This is a genomic window from Trinickia dinghuensis, assembly GCF_003367175.1.
GTDB classification, from domain to species: Bacteria; Pseudomonadota; Gammaproteobacteria; order Burkholderiales; family Burkholderiaceae; genus Trinickia; species Trinickia dinghuensis.
The window spans coordinates 555944-574740 of the sequence record NZ_QRGA01000001.1 but is presented as its reverse complement, the minus strand read 5'-3'; the positions used below and the strand labels follow the sequence as shown (position 1 = coordinate 574740).

At 60.2% G+C, this 18797-nt stretch carries 16 protein-coding genes and 2 pseudogenes; 4 read left to right on the top strand and 14 right to left on the bottom strand.

The features are described 5' to 3' along the window. Positions 1-71: 71 nt before the first annotated feature. Positions 72-2066, bottom strand: coding sequence for an RNA polymerase sigma factor RpoD (gene rpoD / locus DWV00_RS02550; RefSeq protein ID WP_115532239.1), 1995 nt, complete (start codon positions 2064-2066; stop codon positions 72-74). A 418-nt stretch (positions 2067-2484) separates the two neighbouring features. Then, a complete protein-coding gene (locus DWV00_RS33890; protein ID WP_181885327.1) occupies positions 2485-2637 on the bottom strand; it encodes a hypothetical protein in 153 nt (50 codons plus the stop codon). 218 nt (positions 2638-2855) lie between these two features. On the opposite strand from DWV00_RS33890, the gene DWV00_RS02545 reads away from it, so the two are divergent. Further along, positions 2856-3425 carry a cache domain-containing protein gene (locus DWV00_RS02545; protein ID WP_220274644.1) on the top strand — a complete coding sequence of 190 codons (570 nt, stop codon included), beginning with the start codon at positions 2856-2858 and terminating at the stop codon, positions 3423-3425. A gap of 103 nt (positions 3426-3528) precedes the next feature. Continuing rightward, a pseudogene (locus tag DWV00_RS02540) lies at positions 3529-4117 on the top strand (Dyp-type peroxidase). Between the two features lie 55 nt (positions 4118-4172). On the opposite strand, the pseudogene DWV00_RS02535 reads toward DWV00_RS02540, so the two are convergent. The 12 genes and pseudogenes from DWV00_RS02535 to DWV00_RS02475 form a co-directional block, all read right to left on the bottom strand. Then, positions 4173-5130: pseudogene (locus DWV00_RS02535) on the bottom strand (nucleotidyl transferase AbiEii/AbiGii toxin family protein). Then, positions 5127-5858, bottom strand: a complete 732-nt coding sequence (locus DWV00_RS02530) for a type IV toxin-antitoxin system AbiEi family antitoxin domain-containing protein (protein ID WP_115531931.1) — start codon at positions 5856-5858, stop codon at positions 5127-5129. Before DWV00_RS02530 ends, DWV00_RS02535 begins: the two are co-directional and overlap by 4 nt. A 393-nt stretch (positions 5859-6251) precedes the next feature. After that, the gene (locus DWV00_RS02525) at positions 6252-6800 is read right to left on the bottom strand and encodes a hypothetical protein (protein WP_115531930.1); all 549 of its coding nucleotides are present in this window, start codon (positions 6798-6800) and stop codon (positions 6252-6254) included. A gap of 631 nt (positions 6801-7431) precedes the next feature. Continuing rightward, on the bottom strand, positions 7432-7740 hold the full coding sequence (locus DWV00_RS02515; RefSeq protein WP_115531929.1) for a hypothetical protein: 309 nt from the start codon (positions 7738-7740) through the stop codon (positions 7432-7434). Positions 7741-7775: 35 nt separating this feature from the next. Beyond that, positions 7776-8225, bottom strand: a complete 450-nt coding sequence (locus tag DWV00_RS02510; protein WP_115531928.1) for a MarR family winged helix-turn-helix transcriptional regulator — start codon at positions 8223-8225, stop codon at positions 7776-7778. Between the two features lie 124 nt (positions 8226-8349). Continuing rightward, positions 8350-9789, bottom strand: coding sequence for a DEAD/DEAH box helicase (locus DWV00_RS02505; protein ID WP_115531927.1), 1440 nt, complete (start codon positions 9787-9789; stop codon positions 8350-8352). A gap of 75 nt (positions 9790-9864) precedes the next feature. Further along, on the bottom strand, positions 9865-10248 hold the full coding sequence (locus tag DWV00_RS02500) for an ATP-dependent protease (RefSeq protein ID WP_115531926.1): 384 nt from the start codon (positions 10246-10248) through the stop codon (positions 9865-9867). Positions 10249-10359: 111 nt separating this feature from the next. Next, positions 10360-12312: an aconitase family protein gene (locus DWV00_RS02495; protein WP_115531925.1), complete on the bottom strand. Its 1953-nt coding sequence runs from the start codon at positions 12310-12312 to the stop codon at positions 10360-10362. A 116-nt stretch (positions 12313-12428) separates the two neighbouring features. Beyond that, on the bottom strand, positions 12429-13232 hold the full coding sequence (locus DWV00_RS02490; RefSeq protein ID WP_181885326.1) for an HvfC/BufC N-terminal domain-containing protein: 804 nt from the start codon (positions 13230-13232) through the stop codon (positions 12429-12431). Beyond that, a complete protein-coding gene (bufB, locus tag DWV00_RS02485) occupies positions 13222-14046 on the bottom strand; it encodes an MNIO family bufferin maturase (protein WP_115531923.1) in 825 nt (274 codons plus the stop codon). The genes DWV00_RS02490 and bufB overlap by 11 nt, the downstream gene beginning before the upstream one ends. 36 nt (positions 14047-14082) lie before the next feature. Next, entirely contained in the window at positions 14083-15333 is a 1251-nt protein-coding gene (locus tag DWV00_RS02480; protein ID WP_281272604.1) for an MFS transporter, read from the bottom strand. 106 nt (positions 15334-15439) lie between these two features. After that, positions 15440-16474: a cyclase family protein gene (locus DWV00_RS02475; RefSeq protein WP_115531922.1), complete on the bottom strand. Its 1035-nt coding sequence runs from the start codon at positions 16472-16474 to the stop codon at positions 15440-15442. Positions 16475-17029: 555 nt separating this feature from the next. Between DWV00_RS02475 and DWV00_RS02470 the strand changes: the two genes are divergently transcribed. After that, positions 17030-18016, top strand: coding sequence for an iron-containing redox enzyme family protein (locus tag DWV00_RS02470; RefSeq protein ID WP_181885325.1), 987 nt, complete (start codon positions 17030-17032; stop codon positions 18014-18016). A gap of 48 nt (positions 18017-18064) precedes the next feature. Beyond that, positions 18065-18760, top strand: coding sequence for a class I SAM-dependent methyltransferase (locus DWV00_RS02465; protein WP_115531920.1), 696 nt, complete (start codon positions 18065-18067; stop codon positions 18758-18760). The last annotated feature ends 37 nt before the right edge of the window (positions 18761-18797 follow it).

The window sequence follows — 18797 nt, the reverse complement described above, 5'->3', positions numbered from 1 at the left end:
CTCAGGCGTGTCGGGTGCAAACCTGCCGGGTTCGTGAGTGTGGGTCGATGGGACGTCGTTCTCGGCTTTGATCAGCGCTCGTGAAAGGGGCTCAACTTGCCGGAGAGACTTGGATGCATCAGTTTGCGAATCGCCTTGCTTTCGATCTGACGGATCCGCTCGCGGGTGACGTTGAACTGCTTGCCGACCTCATCAAGCGTGTGATCGGAGGTCGTATCGAGCCCGAAACGCAACCGCAGGACCTTGGCCTCGCGCGGTGACAACCCGTCGAGCGCCTCATCGATCGCGGCGCGCATGTTTGCGTGGATCGCGGCGTCTGCCGGTGAACTCGCGGAGACATCCTCAATCATGTCGCCGAGTGTCGCGTCGGCATCGTCGCCCACAGGGCTCTCGAGCGACACAGGTTGCCTCGCGATCCTGAGGATGCCGCGCACTTTTTCCTCGGACATCTCCATACGCTCCGCGAGTACGGCGGGATGCGCTTCCTGTCCCGTCTTTTGCAGGAGTTCGCGCGAGATCCGGTTCAGCTTGTTGATTGCCTCGATCATGTGCACCGGCACACGAATGGTCCGCGCCTGATCGGCGCACGCACGCGTGACAGCCTGCCGGACCCACCAGGTGGCGTACGTCGAAAACTTCCATCCGCGCCGGTATTCGAACTTGTCCACCGCCTTCATCAGGCCGATGTTGCCTTCCTGAATCAGGTCCAGGAACTGCATGCCGCGGTTCACGTATTTCTTGGCAATGGAAATGACAAGACGAAGATTCGCTTCGATCATCTCTCGCTTAGCCTGCCGCATTTTCGACTCCGCGGCACTCATCGTGCGGTTGATTTCCTTGAGCTGCTGCAGCGGCAGCGCGGCCCTGGTTTCGATGTCGGCGAGTTTCTGCTGCCCGGCCTGAATGGCCGGCAGATGCCGCTCGAGCGCCGCACCACCCCCACGCAGAGTCGCGGCCATGCGGCGGGTCCATCCAAGGTCGGTCTCGTGGCCCCGGAACGACTCGATAAACGACTCGCGTGGCATGCCGCAACGGTCGACGGCGATCTCCAGGATGCTGCGTTCGATCGCACGAACCTCCGTAATTTGTTCGTGCACGCTGGCACAAAGACGATCGATAGCTCGGGCCGTAAAGCGGATCGGCGCCAGTTCGCGCTGGATCTTCGAGCGCACTCGCGCAACGACCGCGGAACGCGCCTTGCCGGTTACAGGCCTATCAGGCAACTGCTCGAACAGCGCACGCACGCGCGCGAAAACGGCGAGACTGTCGCTCGTGAGTTGTTTGAGGTGCGCTGCGTTCGCTTTCTCCGGATCCGCTTCGTCCATTTCAATGTCGTCACGGTCCGGGTCATCGACGGCGGCGTCTGCTTCCGCTTCCGCATCATCTCCTTCAGACTCCGCCGTCATTTCACTTTCGTTCACGTTGTTGCTGATGCCGGCGACTAGTTCGTCGATACGCAGTTCGCTCGCAACGATGCGGTCCACATCGGCAAGAATTGTGGACACGACCGACGGACACACGGCGATCGCCTGAATCATGTCGTGCAGGCCGCCCTCGATGCGTTTCGCAATCTCGATTTCGTCGGTGCGAGTAAGCAGTTCGCGGGCACCCATTTCACGCATATACATCCGGACCGGATCAGTAGTGCGGCCGAACTCGGAATCGACCGTTGACAGGGTGGCTTCCGCTTCCTCGTCCGCCTGATCGTCCGATGCCACTGGAGGCGCTGCGTCGTTCAGCAGGAGCGTCACGGCGTCCGGCGCCTGCTCGTACACGGCCACGCCCATGTCGCCGAACGTGCTGACGATGGTCTCCATCGCCGCGGTTTCCGTAAAATTGTCGAACAGGTGATCGTGGATGTCTGCGTGAGTGACATAGCCTCGCTCGCGTCCAAGTGCGATCAACCCGCGCATCTGCTGTTGACGCTCCTCGTCCCTCCGCGCCAGCGATGCGATGTCCAGTGGCGTTGCGGCGGCCTTGGTTTTTCCTTTTGACACGCGGCGACCGGCTTTGGGCGTAACTGCGATTGCGTGGGATGCTGAATCGTCGCGAACTGGATTTGCCAATACATTCTCCTCGACAGGTTGGCCGACGATCGTTGCGAGCAATTACAGCAGGTCAATCTGCCAGCAGGAGTGCGAACGGGATTGTGGATTGACGCGCGGGCAGTCGAGGCCAGGGTGCCTCTTGCGGAGTCAGGTGTATGCAGACTACACCACTATGAATGGTACCGTACGATCGTGTGAGACGCAATATGCGGTGGGTACGGCTTTGTCAAGCTGGCGCGGAAGCGGGCAAAAACACAATCATCTTTGCTCGCAGCGAAAGGCGTACCCACTGCTGCACGGGTCAGGACTGAAGATATCGTCGAAGTTGTCGTGCGCGCGATTATCGAATCCGCGGCCGTTCACCGCCTGCACCTTGCGGTCATTTCAGCCGCCGCTCAGAACCAAGCAGCGGGCCTTCGAACGTAGGTCGTACGAATTAGCCGTTCCACGACTCAACGTTGAGGACGATGCGGGCGACCGGATTGTTGTCGGCGGTCTTCGGAAAGAACTTGATCTGGGCAAACGTTGCTAGACCACAGGCGACTACCACCAGTGTTGTAGACGCCGCGATGCGGTTGATGTATTTCATAGTTACCTCTATTTGACGATGACGAAGCTGGTAGGAGGGCCGATCACGTTCAACAGCAAGTTAGGCCGCAACCCGGTAAAACCGGGCACGGCCCCAAATAGCGCTTGCCGATCGGAATTGGACTGCGAGGAAAGGACCGCCCCGTGATTTGATGGGCTCAATGATAAATTTTTTGCAGGTAGACCGGACGCGACATGCGGTCGCCAATGAACGCTTAATTGTTCGAAGCAGTGTTGCGGTTGGCATTTCAACGGCGGGTCAACGTCCGGAAGCCGCCGCTGAGATCGTGGTGGATCCGAGGGCTCGAAGAGCAGGGAGGAATGTCCATGTTTCGTACACTCGTGATTGGCGCGCTAGGCGCCATGGTTGCCTTGTTCTCGACTACGGCATTCGCGCAAGGTACTGCGGCGGACGCTAAGGCCATGCTTGAAAAGACGGTTGCGGCCATCAAAGCCGATAAGGCCCAGACGCTCGACGAAATCAACAAGGGCGAGAACGGCTTCCTGGTTGGCGACCTCTATCCGTTCTGCTTCAATCTCAGCGACGGACGCCTCGTCGCGGTCGGCAATCCTAACGTTAAGGGGTTGCTCGGCAAGGATGCGAGGACATTTAAGGATCCTACGGGCGACGTGTATGGCCCAAGGCTCTATGACGCGGCCAAAGAGGGCCAAGTCAATGAGGTCAGCTACATGTCTCCCAAGGCCGGCGCTGACAAGGCGTGGGTGCCGAAGGCGAGCTTCGTTACCGCGGTCGCCGGCCTGGGATGCGGCGTCGGCTACTACAAGTAGTCCGACCACAACCGTCATATGGGCGTCGAACTCCGACGCCCTCACAATGCTATTTTCTCGGATGACGGGTCAGTTCTCTCACGCTTTCTACCGGAGTCGCGTGATGCAAAAATCCTGTCCCGAGCCGCAGGCCGTAGTGAACCCCGTCACTGCGAGCGCTATCTTCATCGTCGCCACGATCAATCCCGGTGGGGAGCACGCATCCACCATACGTAACTGGTGCGGTGACGTCGCCGCACTTGCACGCTCCGTTGGCCAGCGTGTGCCCTCCGCCGAGCTTTCGTGCGTCTGCGGGTTCGGAGCGCACGCATGGGAAGCGCTGTTCGGCGATCCACGGCGGGCGACGGCGGCGAGGAACTCAAGATTTTGCGCGACAACATGCCGTTCGGATGCGTGCGCGAAAAGGAGTTCGGCACGTATTTCATCGGTTATGCGCGCGCGCAGCGATCGAACAGATGCTTGAAAACATGTTCGTCGGGCGACCGCCCTGCAACTACGATCGCCTGCTGGACTTTAGCCGGGCGGTGACCGGCGGTCTTTTCTTCATCCCTTCGGCCGACATGCTCGAGGCACTCGTCGCCTCTGGCGCGCAGGCCGCGTTCTCGCCCGAGGCGACTGAAACGGATGCCGATATATCCGAGGCCGGTACACAGAACACGGGCTCGCGCAAGGATAAACCCCGGCATTCGTAACCTGCATCGCGAACGCGCGACGATATCGCGCGAGCAGTGTAGCCGTTGCAACCAGTCAGGTCGAAGGTTCTTTCCCACCGGCGATAGCGGCAAAGCCCTCGCGCAGCAAGGCTTCCTGCTTCTCGAACAGCGCTGGATTATTTTTTCTGAGCTTTTCGAGATTGATGAGTTTCCACCTTATGGCCGGCAGTTCGCGCAGGTGCGTGTAGGGCATCAGGGACCAATCGGGTTCGGCACGAACCAGGGAAATCAGGAACTGACGGTGTCGCTCGGTTAGAGCAGCTGGCAGATCCCGATGCAGGCGTTCCTGCGTCGCTTCGAGTACATCGAGGCTCACGGCCTCGATCGTCATCCCTACGAAGTCACTCTCGTAGGCGCCCGCCATCGAATGCTTATGGTTAAACAACACTTCGTGAATCGGCCGATTGTGCCCAGAGAGGTAAGCCACGAAGGCATCCACGATATCCGCACGCAGACCAAACACCGAGAACATCTGCGTCACGTCGAACAGATCACGTGGGTGTTGGCGGTCCAGCGCCGCTACGAGCTTGCTCCCGTAGAGTTCAGCTTCGTGGAGGGTGGGCACGATGATACGGGTGTTGAACAGTTCCTCCGCGGATTTCACGAGAGGGCGCGAGACCGGTTCCAGCAGCGTGCCCCTGAACACGTAGTTGACTTCCACTTTGACCGAGGTTTCGCCGGAGATTACGGCGAGTTTCACTTCATCGCCCTTGGCCTTACCGGAAGTTGTGGCCGCCGAAAACTTCGTGGGGTCCCTCGGCCTCAATGCGTGCTCTGGCTCGTTCGATCTCTTTGCTGATCGCGGCGATCGCTTCGTCACGGGTAAGTTTCGGGTCCGTCACCACGACGTCGATGTCGACAGAGAGGCGAGGCATCTCCTGCAAGAACAGGTTCAATGCGGTTCCACCTTTCATCGCGAACAGAGGGGTGTCGAAAATGATCGGTGCGATGCCCAGCATCAGCCGGACGGTGTCGACGTAGATCTCGTTCATTCTGGTTTGAGCGTTATCCGGCCGTTTTTTGTCTGATTCGACCATCTTTTCCCGGCGCCGAGGCGGTCTACATGCGTTTGAATGCCCCGAGCCCACGAAAAATCGGCCTCAAGTCCGAGGTCACGCACGAGCCTGACAACCTTCACTCGGTGGCAGTGGCTCAAAAACTCATCCAGCACGTCGGCGCGCAGGTTGCGCAGGCCCACCATCAGGTTGCTCGCTTCCTCAAGCGACTGTCCTTTGCCAATGTCGCTGGCGAGTTCCAGGATGGCTCGCTCGGGCACTGACACTTTGACCTCTGGGTCGCCAGCAAGGAGCGGCTTTAGGCCTTTCTCGTATGGCAGATCGTCGTCGAACAGCGCAGTGGTCTGAAATGAGTAGCTCAGGTGCTGGTCCACCCAGGAGGGGATGCGATACGGTTTCTGGCCCCAAAGCACAACCTTTTCGCGAAACGCGATGTTATGACGGACGCCTTGCCAGGAAAGGGCTGTTTTTCCCCCAACGTGAAGACCGGCGATGCGCCGAGTCAAGTGCGCGATCGAACCGTCCCTTGTCGGCGTGTCCCCGGTCAAAAGGTAGACGCCCTGCGAGAGGCGTTGCAGCCACCCGGATTTGACCATGTGCGCCGCGAGTGCAGCGCTGACCCCCATGCCTCTGAGCATGTCGGAGTCGATAGGATGCCCACGTCGACTCTCCTGCATGAGCCGCTGGACCGTCTTGTTGCTCATCGACTCCTTCCGGTTGCGTTATCTGATTGCAGTATATACCGAGAAAATTTGATTATTTGCAATTTTTAAACGTATTCCGAGATCGAGAAATCGGCATGATCTCGTTGCCCTCGCGTTGTTCGCATGCCAAGGCCACCATCGAAATTTGAATTATTGCAAATAAATAACGCTATTCGATGAGAACATCCAACCTCTCCAACGAGTCGTCATGCGTGATTGGGTGGATTGATCGCTTCGCGCGGCTTGCATCAGGCCAGGGGGCGAAGCCGGATCCGGTTTTCGGCTGCGCCATAGTGAACTGGCGCGCGGAATTGGACGAGTGGTCCGAGAGTCGGCGCGCGAAGTCATCGCGCGGATGCTTCGCGATGCCGCCGAGGCGGCTAAGCGTTTGTCTCAGGCGGCCGTTAGCGTAAAGTAGCCCGTTTCGAGCACAGAGGTGTCGACTACCGCGGTGATGACGGCATTAGGGTCTGTCGTTCGAACTGCCTCCGTCGTGATGCCGTTGATCACAGCGTAGACGGAATAGTTGTCGTCGATCGTCAGCGCTTGGGTCATGAACGAGTTCGGCACAACGACGCTCTGCAGCGAAACGCCGTTCTTTAAGATCGTGAAGGTCACGGGGCCGATAGTGGTCTTCTGGAATATCATCTGGTCGGCGCGAGGACTGGGCTCGAGCTGCATCTGGAATTCGTACGTGCCTTCTTTGACGTTCTGCTTGATCTGAGCCAAGAACTCCATTGAGCCCGACACTGTGGCCGGTGCGGTGGAATACGTGTTGCCGTCGATAATCGTGGTTGCTATCACCGAAAAGGCATCGTCCGACGGCATGGAAAGCTCCGCTTGTGGCGCGATGCCTGGCAGACGAGCCATGACCAGTTGGCCTTTTTTTGCGACGAACTGGGCGATGTACGGAGTTTGGTTACGAAAATTCAGTGCGCTCATTTGTAAGTTCTCGTAGCGGAAAATTCTGGTTGAACTTCATTGTCGACAGCGAACAGATTCCATTTCGGACGGCACGTGCCGACCGGAACGAACATTCGGAACGAAGGGTTGCGTTTATGTGTTTGGCATAAACACAGCGCATGATAGGTGAACCGCATCTAAAAGTCGCGACGTTACGAACAAGTGAATTGGCAACGACGCCGCGTCCGCAAGTCATTAACAATGATTCCGGCGGCGATTTTGAGGTATCGAGCACCAGTGGCCCGAAGGAATTGTCGATAATTACTTTCTATTCGCCGCTTGGCTGCTTGCGAAAGAGTGTCGTGGCGACGAGTTAGACGTGCGACAGGCTCGCAAGCTAGCCTGTAGTATTCATCGTGAAGATGCGCTGGATTCTCGACGATCTAGTCATTCTCCGCCCCACATGCGCACCTAGCAACTCCGCCAACACCAGCGCGCAGAGCGTAGTCAAGGCCGGCCCACCGAGCCGCTGCAGGATGTTGAGCGTCGTGGTGGCCATGGGCAGATTGCGCTGCTCGGCCGCCGAAGCGTCCCGTCAAAAATCCGAGCGACGGAAATGCGACCATCATTCCCAGACCGAGCGGATCGAGTTGATCGCGTTGCGTCGCGCTCAAAACAGACCTTCGCGACGCACACGGCCGAAATGAACCGATGTGAAAGCACCCATGACCAGCACGCCGACGAGCAGCGCCGCGCTATCCACGTTCACGCCGGGCGTGAACGGATGGTAGGCCAGCAGCGCCAGACCGATCAATGCGTTCAGCAGGCCCCACAGAAAATTGACCAGCGGCGACGAGGGCCCCTTGCCACGCGGTGTCGAGAAGGGAGACGGGAACATCTCTCCGCGCAGACCCGCGGTGAGGTGCGGCATTGCGTTGCACAGGAAGGCACCTGCGAAAAAGATCGCAACGAAGCTCATGGTTCGTCCTTTCAAAGCGGGAGACGCAGGAAAGACTAGGGAAGGGTGGAATCACCGAGCCGCTTGATGAGTGGAATAGCCGCGGCAAGCGTCGCGACGTCCTTCGGATCGAACTGTTCGAGCTTTGCCAGCAGCCATTCGCGTTTGGCCGCCGTGCGCCGCTTGCGTTCGTCCAGCCCTTTGCGCGTGATCGCGAACAGGATCTGGCGGCCGTCCGTGGGATGCGGTTCGCGCTCCACGCATGCCTCTTCTTCGAGGCCGGCGAGGATGGTTTTCATCGACTGCGGCTTCATCAATTCGGCGCGCGCCAGATCCGCGGTGGTCATCGGGCCTTCACGTTCCAGCCGCGCGAGCACGCTGGACTGCGACATGTTCAGGTCGCCGGGATTGGCGCTGCGCAGCCGACGCAAAAGCTGGCCGACAACCAGCGTTAGATCGGAGACGACGCATTCCAGCGGGGGAGTGGATTCACGGGAGCGGGCCATGTGTGGAGCATAAATTAAGACAGTTAGACTTGCAAGTTTAACTGTCTTAATTGTGGGCGCGAACTCGGCCGCAAACCTCCGGCCTGTTGCGGGGACTCGCGTGACTCATCCCCGCGGATCAGCGCTAGCGTTTGCCGCGGCCACCGGCGGGTTTGCCAGCCGGCATACGTGAACCCGCGGCCGGCTTGCTGGCCGGTTTGCTGCGTGGCTTTTGCGCGCTGAATGGACTACCGCTGGAGAAGCTCGCACCCTTACCCGCGGTCACAGCGCCCGGCGCTGCAGGCTTGCGTTTGTTCTCGCCACTTTGCGGGTGCGGCTTTTTGCCGAGCACCGGCATGGCGGCGGGCGCAGCTTGCGGCACTTTGGGCTTCTTGGGCTTTTTGGGTTTCTTGATGATCTGGCCCGTCGCGCTGGTTTGCGGCACGCGGTGGTCGGGTTCGAAGCCCGGCTCTTCTTCACGGGGCAGCGTTTGCCGGATCAGCGCTTCAATCGCGGCCAGTTGCGGCGCTTCATCGGCACACACGAGGGACACCGCCACGCCGCTGGCGCCCGCGCGGCCGGTACGGCCAATACGGTGCACATAGTCTTGCGCCACGATCGGCAGGTCAACGTTGATCACCAGCGGCAGGTCGTCGATATCCAGCCCGCGCGCAGCGACGTCGGTGGCTACCAGCATATTGACTTCGCCGCTCTTGAAGCGCTCCAGCGCGCGAAGGCGCGCGGGTTGCGGCTTGTCGCCGTGGATGGTGTCGATCGCATAGCCCGCTTCGTCCAGCAAGGCTGCCAGATAATCCACGCCATTGCGGGTTTTGACGAACACCAGCGCGTGCTCCCAGCGGTTTTGAGCCACAAGGTGCATGAAGAGGTCCGGCTTGTTCTTTTTATCCACCGGCACCACCCACTGCTTGATGTTGCTGGCGGTGGCATTGGGCGGGCTGACGCTGATGTTGACCGGGCTGCGCAAAATGCTCGCCGCCATCGCGCGGATATCGTCGGTAAATGTGGCGGAGAACAGCAGGGTCTGGCGCCGAGCCGGCAAGGCAGCAAAGACGGCGTTGAGCTCGCGCGCAAAGCCGAGATCCAGCATGCGGTCGGCTTCATCCAGCACCAGCGTTTGAATTTGATCGAACTGCACTGCGTTCTGGCGATTGAGATCGAGCAAACGGCCCGGCGTGGCAACGAGCACATCGACCCCCTTGCGCAACTTCATCATCTGCGGGTTGATGCTCACACCGCCGTAGGCGGCCAGAAATCGTAAGTCGAGGCCTTTGCCGTATTCGATAAAGCTTTGCAGTACTTGTTCAGCCAGCTCACGTGTGGGCACCAGCACCAGCACACGCGCGCGGTTGCTGGAGACGGCCGGGCCGTGTTGCACTAGCCGCTGCAACAGCGGGAGCGCAAAACCCGCCGTTTTGCCGGTGCCGGTCTGTGCCGCGGCCATGACGTCCTTGCCACTGAGCACAGCGGGAATCGCCTTGACCTGCACCGGCGTAGGGGTCCGGTAATTGAGGTCCTGCACATTACGCAGCAAGGGATCGATCAGGCCGAGCGAGGCAAAAGACATTGGCGTATTCCGGGCTAAAACCGCAATTCTAGCGGTTCGGGTTGCGTCCTCTGCCTCCCGGATGGAAGGCGACGATCACAGATCGCCGCGCACTTCACCGGTTCCCAGGACGCTCCGCCGCCGGTTGACCTCCGCCCAAAGCTCATCACTGTCGTCAGCGCGTAGCACAATCACCCAGTCGAGTTGATCGTCGGTCACGCCGAAGTAGTCGAGGATTTCCCTGCGAACGGCATCGATGAACTGCGCGTATTCCGGGGTTGCTTGGGCCTGCGCATGCAACGCGTCGTATTCCGCGTCGTCCGCGCCGCCGCCGTACTCGTCGATGTAGCGCGAGATCCACTGGTCCCGTTCGTGATCGTAGTCGGCCTCGGCGCGCATCGCCTGCGCAGCCGTGTCGAAATCCAGTTGGGCAAACTCGGCGATCGCCGCCGTTGTCGCCTCGTCGAATGTGGTCGTCATTTCATATCTCATGTTGGCCGTGGCATATCATCGCACGGGCCATCGACAGGCGGGTGCCGCGAATCCGGACAGCGCAGCGTGCGTCTGTCCGGCGAAGTAGAAGCGTGTGCGCTAACCGAAGTTGACCTGCAAAGACGATTTCAACTGCTCAAACGTCGTAATCTTCCCGGCCAGTGCGCTGGCGGCAACGGTATACGGGCTCGCAAGCCACACGTTCCCCGGTCCCGAGCGGCCTGGGAAATTCCGGTTGATCGCGCTGATCGTTACTTCGTCGGCGGACGTGGACTGCCCCGGACCGCAGTTCGCGCATGCCCCGCAACCCGGCATGATGAGCGTGGCGCCGACACGCTCGAATACGTCCAGATAGCCGAGCGAATCACAGTAGCCGCGGACATCCATCGTGCCGAATTGCAGAAACAAACGCGTGCTCGGCGCAACAGTCAGCCCTCGCTCGGCGCCCCAGCGCAAGACTTCGAAATAGCAGTCGAAGTCCTCACGCTTCCCGGCCGTGCACGAACCGCCGTATGCGATGTCGATGGCCACATCGTCGACGAGATTCGAAACCGCCACTCCGTTGCCCGGATCGCCCGGACGCGCGAGCATCGGCTCGATCTTGGCCGCGTCCAGGCGAATCACGTTGCGGTAGGTGGCGTCGGCGTCGCTCTTCATCCAATGTTCGATGGTGAAGTCGATGTCTCGACGCTCTTTCAGGAACGCCACCGTCTGAGCATCCGGTTCCACGATGCCGGTGAAGCCGCCAAGCTCGGCCACCATGTTCGTCAGTGTCGCGCGTTCGTCGATCGACATTGCACGAACGGCCGGCCCGCCATATTCGAACACCATGCCGATCGCCCCGCCGGAGTGGATTTCGTCCATCTGCAAGAGGTGCAGCACGATGTCTTTCGCCATCACGCCCGGCCGCAGCGCCCCGTTGATTTCCACGCGCAGCGTGTCCGGAATCTTGCAGCGGATATGGCCGGTCAGCCAACTGTTCGCCATATCTGTTGCGCCCGCGCCGAATGCGAGACATCCGAGCGCGCCCGAATGCGTCGTATGCGAATCCGTGCCGACCACGACTTCACCCGGAAGCGCATAGCGCTCGGCCATCAAAGCGTGGCAGATTCCTTCGGAGCCAAGTTCGTTGTCCAGCGTGCCGTGAGCGCGTACCGGATAGTCGCGCACGAACGACGTGTGCGCATCCTGAAGGTTTCTCACACCCGGCAATAAACCATTGCGCACGTGAGGGGCGCTTTGCGATGCCAGCACGAGATGGTCTTGGAACGCGACGATGTGCTCGGGGTCAGTGAGCTGGGCCGGCTTACCCACCGCTCGATGCATGAGATGCGCGCTCATGCCCGTAAAGTAATCGTGACTGAAACGCCAGTCGGCGGCGAGAAAAACGCCGTCGCCGTGCGTTGCACCCCGGAAGTCGGGATGGATGTGGCGCTCGATGATCTTTTCAACGAGCGTTTTCCCCGTGCCGGATGCTTGCCCTTTCTGCGTGTTCGGAACGGGCCACTGTCTTGCCTTGCTGTAGGCGAGGAGTCCGCCGCAACGGATAATCTCCTGAGTGAGCGCATCTCGACCGTCGAGGAATTCTTCGATCGATATCTCCTCTCCCGCGATAAGTCGGTCCAGCACGGAAAAATCGGTTGTCGTGAGAATGCCGATGTTGTCGCAATTTTGCCGATAGATGCGCTCGAAGCTCTCCGCGACGATCAGGTGGATGCCGGCCGACAACTCGGCGAGCGGACTGGATTCGCGCGACGACCCTTTGCCGTAGCGTTTGCCTGCGACGGTAATCTGGAAATTGCCGCGCGCAATCTCATCTTGCTTGATAGGGACTTCCGAACCGGACTGAAACCCGACGTAGGGATAGCGGCCGAGGCGTTCGTCGTAGCAGAGCATGACGGTCACGGGCGTGATTTCGTCTGTTGACACGTTGTCGCGCAACGGACCGGCGCTTTCGCGCGTAAAGTTGTTGCCGGCGAGTTGAGCGCTTATGACGGCAGGATCATCGGACAAGTACAGCACGCGACCGGTGAGGCGAATCGTATCGTTCATGGGAATCCTCCATCCCAAGACTTTACGGCAGGCAGTGCCGCTGCCCCATGCCCGTTGATCAAAGCTAGCATGCTCCGCCGAGAGCGGTCGGCTCGCGGCGATACCCCGAACACACATCAGTCGCGTATTAGCAGGCCGCCTGCCACCCATTTCACGAACATCGCGCTCGGATCGGCCGACACGCTCGCGTGCGTGGTTGAAGTGACGTCCGCACTTGCGGGAGTCAGCGCAGACTCCAGCGCGTCGCCAAGCGTCGCTCCACGGGAGAGCGTATCGAGCGCCGCCCATTCGGAGGCGCCGATTTCGCGCAGGGTCGCACGCCAGTCGGCGCGATAGACCAATACCCGCGCGGGTTCGGCGATCGACGGAGGAAACGCATGGTTCGATGGCTCGCGATGCGCGAGGACGATGGCGCCGACGCGCCATGCGCACGCATGCAGCGCTACCGCGGGATGTAGGCGCAGGACCCATCCACCCACGCTGGACGGATCGGCCTTTGCGATGTCGGCGACGGTTAGCGGTTGGGCATCGGCGGCGCCGTGCGCCTGGTGCAGCGACCATTCGACGCGGGCGACGTCGGCAAAGTACGGGTAGCGTTGCGCCCCGGGATAGGTCGATACGAACTCGGGCAGCTGTGCGCCGAAGCCGCTCAGATCACCGTCGCACGACGCATGCGCAGTGCCGTACGAATGCGCGAGCGCACGAAAAAATGCCTCGCCCACGAGCGCGTGGAGCACGGGATAAACGAGCGTAAGCGAGCGCTCGTGATGGTGCCGCAGCGCTTCGCCGTATCGAGCGAAACGGTGCAACGTCGAGGCATCGTCTCTCAGCCACGGCGCGAGGTGCGCGAGGACGACGTCTCGAGCGCCCATCTGCGCGCCGAATCGGGCCTGCAGTTCGCCAAGCTCTTCAAGCGTCACGGAGCACGTCCATGCAGATGCGTCGCGCGTGCTTCGCCTCATCGACAAGCGTTGCGAGCGGCGGCAGATCGGTATCCCATTCGATCAACGTCGGCACGGGACCGAAACGGCGCAGCGCGTCGGCGTATAGGGCCCAGACCGGTTCGGCGACGGGCGCGCCGTGATGGTCGACGACGATATCCCCGTCTTCCCGATGCCCGCCCAAATGCAATTCATGCACTTGTCCAGGCGCGAAGGCTTCAAGGGCGCTACGCGCGTCTTCGCCGTGATTGCGTTCGTTGACGTATAGGTTGTTGATGTCGAGCAGCACGCCGCAGCCGGTGCGCTCGACCACCTGCGCGAGAAACGCTGCTTCGCTGAGCGTATCGCCGCAAAACCTGAGATAGCTCGAGATGTTTTCAAGCAGGATCGGCCGCTTCAGTTCGTCTTGAACCTGGTGGACGCGCTCGCAGACGTGGGCGAGCGATGCCTCGTTGAGCGGAAGCGGCAGCAGGTCGTTCAGAACCGCCTGAGACGTCGCCCCCCAGCAGAGATGCTCGGAGACGAACATCGGCTCGATCCGCTGGGCAAGCCCTGCAATTCGTTTGACGTGCGCAATGGAAAAGCCATGGACGGACGCGATCCCGAGCCCAACGCCGTGCAGCGCCACAGGGTAGTGGGCACGCAGCGTCCGCAGGACGTGCAGATCCCAGCCGCCGTCGGCGAAGTAGTTCTCGGTATGCACCTCCAGCCAGTCGACGGCCGGCCGCTCATCGAGCATCTCGCGGTAATGCGCACTGCGAAGGCCAATGCCGATGAGCGGAGACGGGTTCACGGCGATCCTTAATGGCGCTTCGAGTGCCGGAACGCGCTAGCGTGAGGTTTGCGCTTTCAGCGAAGTGCGCGCAGCCCCAGAGACGAACCATGCATTGCAGAGCGCACTGGCAACCAGCAACAGCGCGGTCATGAGAAATACGTAGCGCATTCCCACGTGTCCGCCTATGACGCCGCCGAACAAGGGCCCCAACACTTGGCCCGCATACTGCGACGAAGTCGAATACCCGAGCGCTCGGCCGACCGCGCCGTCGGGGACATTGTGGCGGATCACCGCGGTCACGCACGGGAGTATCCCGCCGAGCGCGAGGCCCATCAAAAACCGAAGGCCGATCAATTGCCACACGTGCGTGACGAACGCCTGGGGGATCAGCAATAGTCCCGCTACGCCAAGGGACGCGACGATCACGTTGAGCCGGCCGATCCGATCGGCGATCTTCCCCAAGGTCGAAGACGACACGATGCTGCCGAGCGCCGCCGCCGACATCGCCAAACCGGCAAACCACGTCACGCTCTTCACCGATCCGAGCAGCTGCTGCACGTAGACGGTGATGATCGGCTCGATCGACATATTCGCGATCATCAGCAGTGCCGCCGTCACGAACATCGCAAGCACGAGCTTGCGTTCGCCGATACCTACGGTACCGGCGCCGTGCTGCGCGTTACCTCGCTTGCCCTTGCCGTCCGGTGCTTGGCGTGGCGCTTCGTGAATCAACGTCGTGGTGGCAATGAAATTGAGCAGGATGAACCCACTGGCGGCAAAAAAGGTCATGCGCATGCCGAGCCATTGCGGCAGCACCCCTCCGAGGAGCGGGCCAAGAAGATTGCCCGCCATGATGCCCGAAGAGAGCACGCCGAGCGCCCACGCCGACCGGTCCTTGGGCGTTTGGGCCGCGACGATCACGTAGGATCCGGACGTATAGCCGCCCGCGAGCCCGACGAACAAACGCAGCGCAACCAGTTCCCAGACGTTCTGCGACAGACCGATCAGCGACATCGCGACAACCATGCCGAGACTGGCGCGAATCAAGTTCACTTTACATCCGTATCGATCGGCCAATCGACCCCAAAGCGGCGCGACCAGCGCAGCGGAGAGGAACGTTGCACCGTAGGCGATACCGGACCACTGCACGATCGCGGCATGGTTCGTGACGCCCAATTGCTCGATATACAGCGGCAGGAAAGGCAGCAACAGCGTCATCGCGACGATATTGATGAACGAGCCGAAAAAGCACACCGCGAGATTGCGTTGCCAAGGGGTAGCAATATCTGAAGAACCTGTGTTCACTTGTTAAGCTCTCGATAGGCCGTTTAGGCTATTGCGCCGGATATGGGTTGGGTCCTTGGCTCGCGGCAAGCACCGGGACCCGTCCGCCTGGGTATGCGTTACCGTATCACACGGTCGCCACGGGCGTGACCGGTGAAGCGACCGCGCCGGTCAGCCGCAGCGGCGGTGCTGTGAGCAGGAAGCGGTGACGCTTGTGTTCCCGAAGCCAGCGCGCAAGCGAGGTCAAATACCACAGCTCGCCCAGGTGGATGCCGAGCTTGAACAAGCAGAGCTCGTGCAGAGGCAGCAGCGGATAATGCGCGGCGCCGAGCTTGTCGGCCGGGTAGGCTTCAACGGCATGATTGTCCGCCGCGATCGCGGCGATGTGCGTCTCGTCGATCCACTTCAGCAGTGCTTCGTCGCGCCCGTCCAGGTCCACGCACGAGTGCTCGAGTTGTTCGACGTCGGGGTTGCCGTTCATATCGATGAGCATCTGCCCGAACCCCGTGTGAAACAGCACGATGTCTCCGCGCTCGACGACGACGCCGTCGGCTTCCATCACCTCTCTCAGTTGCCGAAAGTTTATCCGGCGCTTTTCGCGGCCGAAATGCGCTTCGAGATCGATGAGCACGCCGCGGCCCTGGACGCCCTTGGCGGCCATGTGCTCGATGCCGAGCGCACGCGCGGGCGCGGGTGGCAGGCGCCCCTGTTCATCGGGCTCGCGCACGATGGGGCCGAACATATCGGCTTCGGCGGCAAAGCCGTTATAGAAGCAGCTCTGCCGCTGACCGTCGCCGTGCAGGTCGAACAGGCTGCCCACTTGTGAAAGACCGTCCCACTGGGTCGAATACTGGGTGTAGAGCGTGACGCTGTGATCGCACAGGACATCCGTGAAATACGGTTCGTCCTGACGCAGTTCGTAACTGATGTTCGATTTGTTGTTGCGCAGCACCGGCAGCAACGTCGGCGGACGACGGCGCGGGTTCCACTTGCTGCCGCCCGGCAGGTCGAGCGGCAAGCTCAGGCAGAACGATTTCCCTTCCCGCACCTCGGCAATTCCCTCGAGCACCTTCTCCGGCGTCAGCAGGTTGAGCCTGCCTAGCTGGTCGTCCGGCCCGAAATCGCCCCAGTTCGAACCGGCGGGACGTTGTTTGTATCGCATACGAAGGCTCCGTTGAATCCCCAAAAAGGACACGCAGTCGAATGACGAGCGCGCTGCCACGCGTGTTGGTCGCATCGTAGTGCAACGCCAGGTAGGCAGAGCCGACGAATGCACAAGCCAGCCTTAACGAAATGAGATGCCGATCTCGATCTTTGTGCGGCTTTATGCCCGCGTTCTCGAATAGGAAACGAGCATTGAAATATTACGGATTGACCCCGCATTTTTCAAAAAATTATATTGATATCGAGCAGGATGAAATTGATTCGAGATTCGATGCCGAATCTCCGCAACGACTTTGTCCTTGTCTCGCATTCTCTGCTCTTGCGGTGAATGCGATACCTCACGTAGACACAGCCGAGGTGAGGCCGCACGCGTTCTCGACACTTTAGCGCCGGGGCGGGTTACATGCGTCCCTGAAATCGATACGGTCAAAATAGGTACGCTCACATGCCCGCTGACAATTTTTCCCTTCTTTCGCTCGTCCTAGAGTCCTGCAAGCCCCGTACGTCGCACGGCACCTCCTCGGCGAGCCGCTCCGCCAGGGCGCTCCCGTATGTGCTCGACATCGAGCAACGCCAGCACGTGCTCGACCAGTGCATCCGTTTGGCGAGGGACGCTCGCGGTCAGAACGAGGAACGCCTGGATTATTTGCATCGCATCCTCGCGGCCATTTACGACTATCGCTTTTCGGTGCCGGGTATCGAATTGGTCGACGCGGACTTGGGGCCGCTGTTCACCGATATCGCCAGTTTGCTGGAACCCGTGATGTTCGATCTCGAACTCGAGCAGATCGAAGCCGATGCCGACGTACTGGATGACCTGCCTGTCGAGGGCGAAGCATTCCTCGATTGGCTAAAGCGGACACTATCCGAACATCCTGCCGGCACGCATCCGTTTTACCGAACTTTTTTGCGCGAGGAGGCCGATGTCGAAAGCGTAAAGGTGTTTCTCGCGCAGGAAACGACGCTTGATCCCCGTTTCGACGACATCCTGGCGCTAATGCAGGTAGGCACCCGTGGTGCCGAGAAAATGGAAATTGCAAAGAACTACTTCGACGAGATGGGCTGTGGCGATGAGTTGGGTGTCCACACCTACCTTTTCGGAAAGGCGCTCGATGCGGTGGGAATCGATGACGAGTATCTGAAGCGCACGTTGCTTCCGGCATCGCGGGTTTCGGGCAATCTGTCCGCGTGCCTCGTAGTGAATCAACGACATCATTACAAAGCGCTCGGGTATTACGGCGTATCGGAATATCTCGCACCGCGTCGCTTCAAGGACTTAGTGGCCGGCTGGCGTCGACTCGGCCTGCCGGAGGAGGGGCTTGCCTACCATGACTTGCACATCCGAATCGACGCGGTGCACGGCAAGGCCTGGTTCGACAACGTGATTCGTCCGTTGGTCGACCACGACCCGCGTGTCGTGAAGGAAATCGCTGTCGGCGCGCTCATTCGCCTCAATTCATCGGAACGCTATCTCGCGTCGCTTCATCAACTGTTGGCCCGACGTCAAGGGGATGCATACCCCGATGCCGCGCATGCTTGACCGCTCGATCACGCTCCAGCCGCACCCTTCACATCCAAGGAGACAAAAATGAATACTCCCCAAAGCGTTTTCGACTACTACCAGAAGAAACTGTCATGTGATGGCCACATCGGAGCGTCCATCTACGAGATCTGGGAAAAGGGCGGCAGTTATCTGGATTCCGTCACGCCGTCCACCTATTGCCTGGACTATCGAAACGCGATGGTCGAGCGTCTCATGGATGCGATCGGTTCGGACACCACCAAGCGCGTCCTAAGCCTAGGGTGCGGCAATGCGTTCGTCGAAGCCGAGCTTGTCCAACGCGGCATCGATGTTTTCGCGATCGACATCAATCGAGAGGCTGTCGAGCTCGCGCTTGCCAAGCAGGTGCCCGCGGCGGAGGTCGATTTTTTCGATCTCCAGCTTGCGGACGGTCGTCCGTACGACCTGATTTATGCCGACGGCTTCTTTGGCCATCTCTACAACATGCTGGACGGCTGCAAGCATGTGCTGCTCAAAGCGCGCGCGCTGCTGTCGCCCACGGGACAAATCGTCATTTCGAATGACGGTCCCAGCGATGACTCGCCCGTGCAAGCGCACAAGAGCGTCCCCGATTTCTTTTATCTCTCGACACAATTCCTCAAACAAGAAGGCGAAGCTTGCGGATTCGTCGCGAACGAATTGATCAACTATGGCTATTCGCGGCCGCTGTCGGGGCCTCGTACCCGCTCGATCGCGACGCTCTCCGTCGCACGCACGGTGTAACGCCGCCCAACGCCTTGTTTGGCCATTTCAGCTTGCG

Coding starts and splice junctions, on each gene's coding strand:
- DWV00_RS33890 (WP_181885327.1), bottom strand. CDS start 2,637: ATGAAATACATCAACCGCATCGCGGCGTCTACAACACTGGTGGTAGTC.
- DWV00_RS02530 (WP_115531931.1), bottom strand. CDS start 5,858: ATGAGCAACAAGACGGTCCAGCGGCTCATGCAGGAGAGTCGACGTGGG.
- DWV00_RS02525 (WP_115531930.1), bottom strand. CDS start 6,800: ATGAGCGCACTGAATTTTCGTAACCAAACTCCGTACATCGCCCAGTTC.
- DWV00_RS02515 (WP_115531929.1), bottom strand. CDS start 7,740: ATGAGCTTCGTTGCGATCTTTTTCGCAGGTGCCTTCCTGTGCAACGCA.
- DWV00_RS02510 (WP_115531928.1), bottom strand. CDS start 8,225: ATGGCCCGCTCCCGTGAATCCACTCCCCCGCTGGAATGCGTCGTCTCC.
- DWV00_RS02505 (WP_115531927.1), bottom strand. CDS start 9,789: ATGTCTTTTGCCTCGCTCGGCCTGATCGATCCCTTGCTGCGTAATGTG.
- DWV00_RS02500 (WP_115531926.1), bottom strand. CDS start 10,248: ATGACGACCACATTCGACGAGGCGACAACGGCGGCGATCGCCGAGTTT.
- DWV00_RS02495 (WP_115531925.1), bottom strand. CDS start 12,312: ATGAACGATACGATTCGCCTCACCGGTCGCGTGCTGTACTTGTCCGAT.
- DWV00_RS02475 (WP_115531922.1), bottom strand. CDS start 16,474: ATGCGATACAAACAACGTCCCGCCGGTTCGAACTGGGGCGATTTCGGG.
- DWV00_RS02465 (WP_115531920.1), top strand. CDS start 18,065: ATGAATACTCCCCAAAGCGTTTTCGACTACTACCAGAAGAAACTGTCA.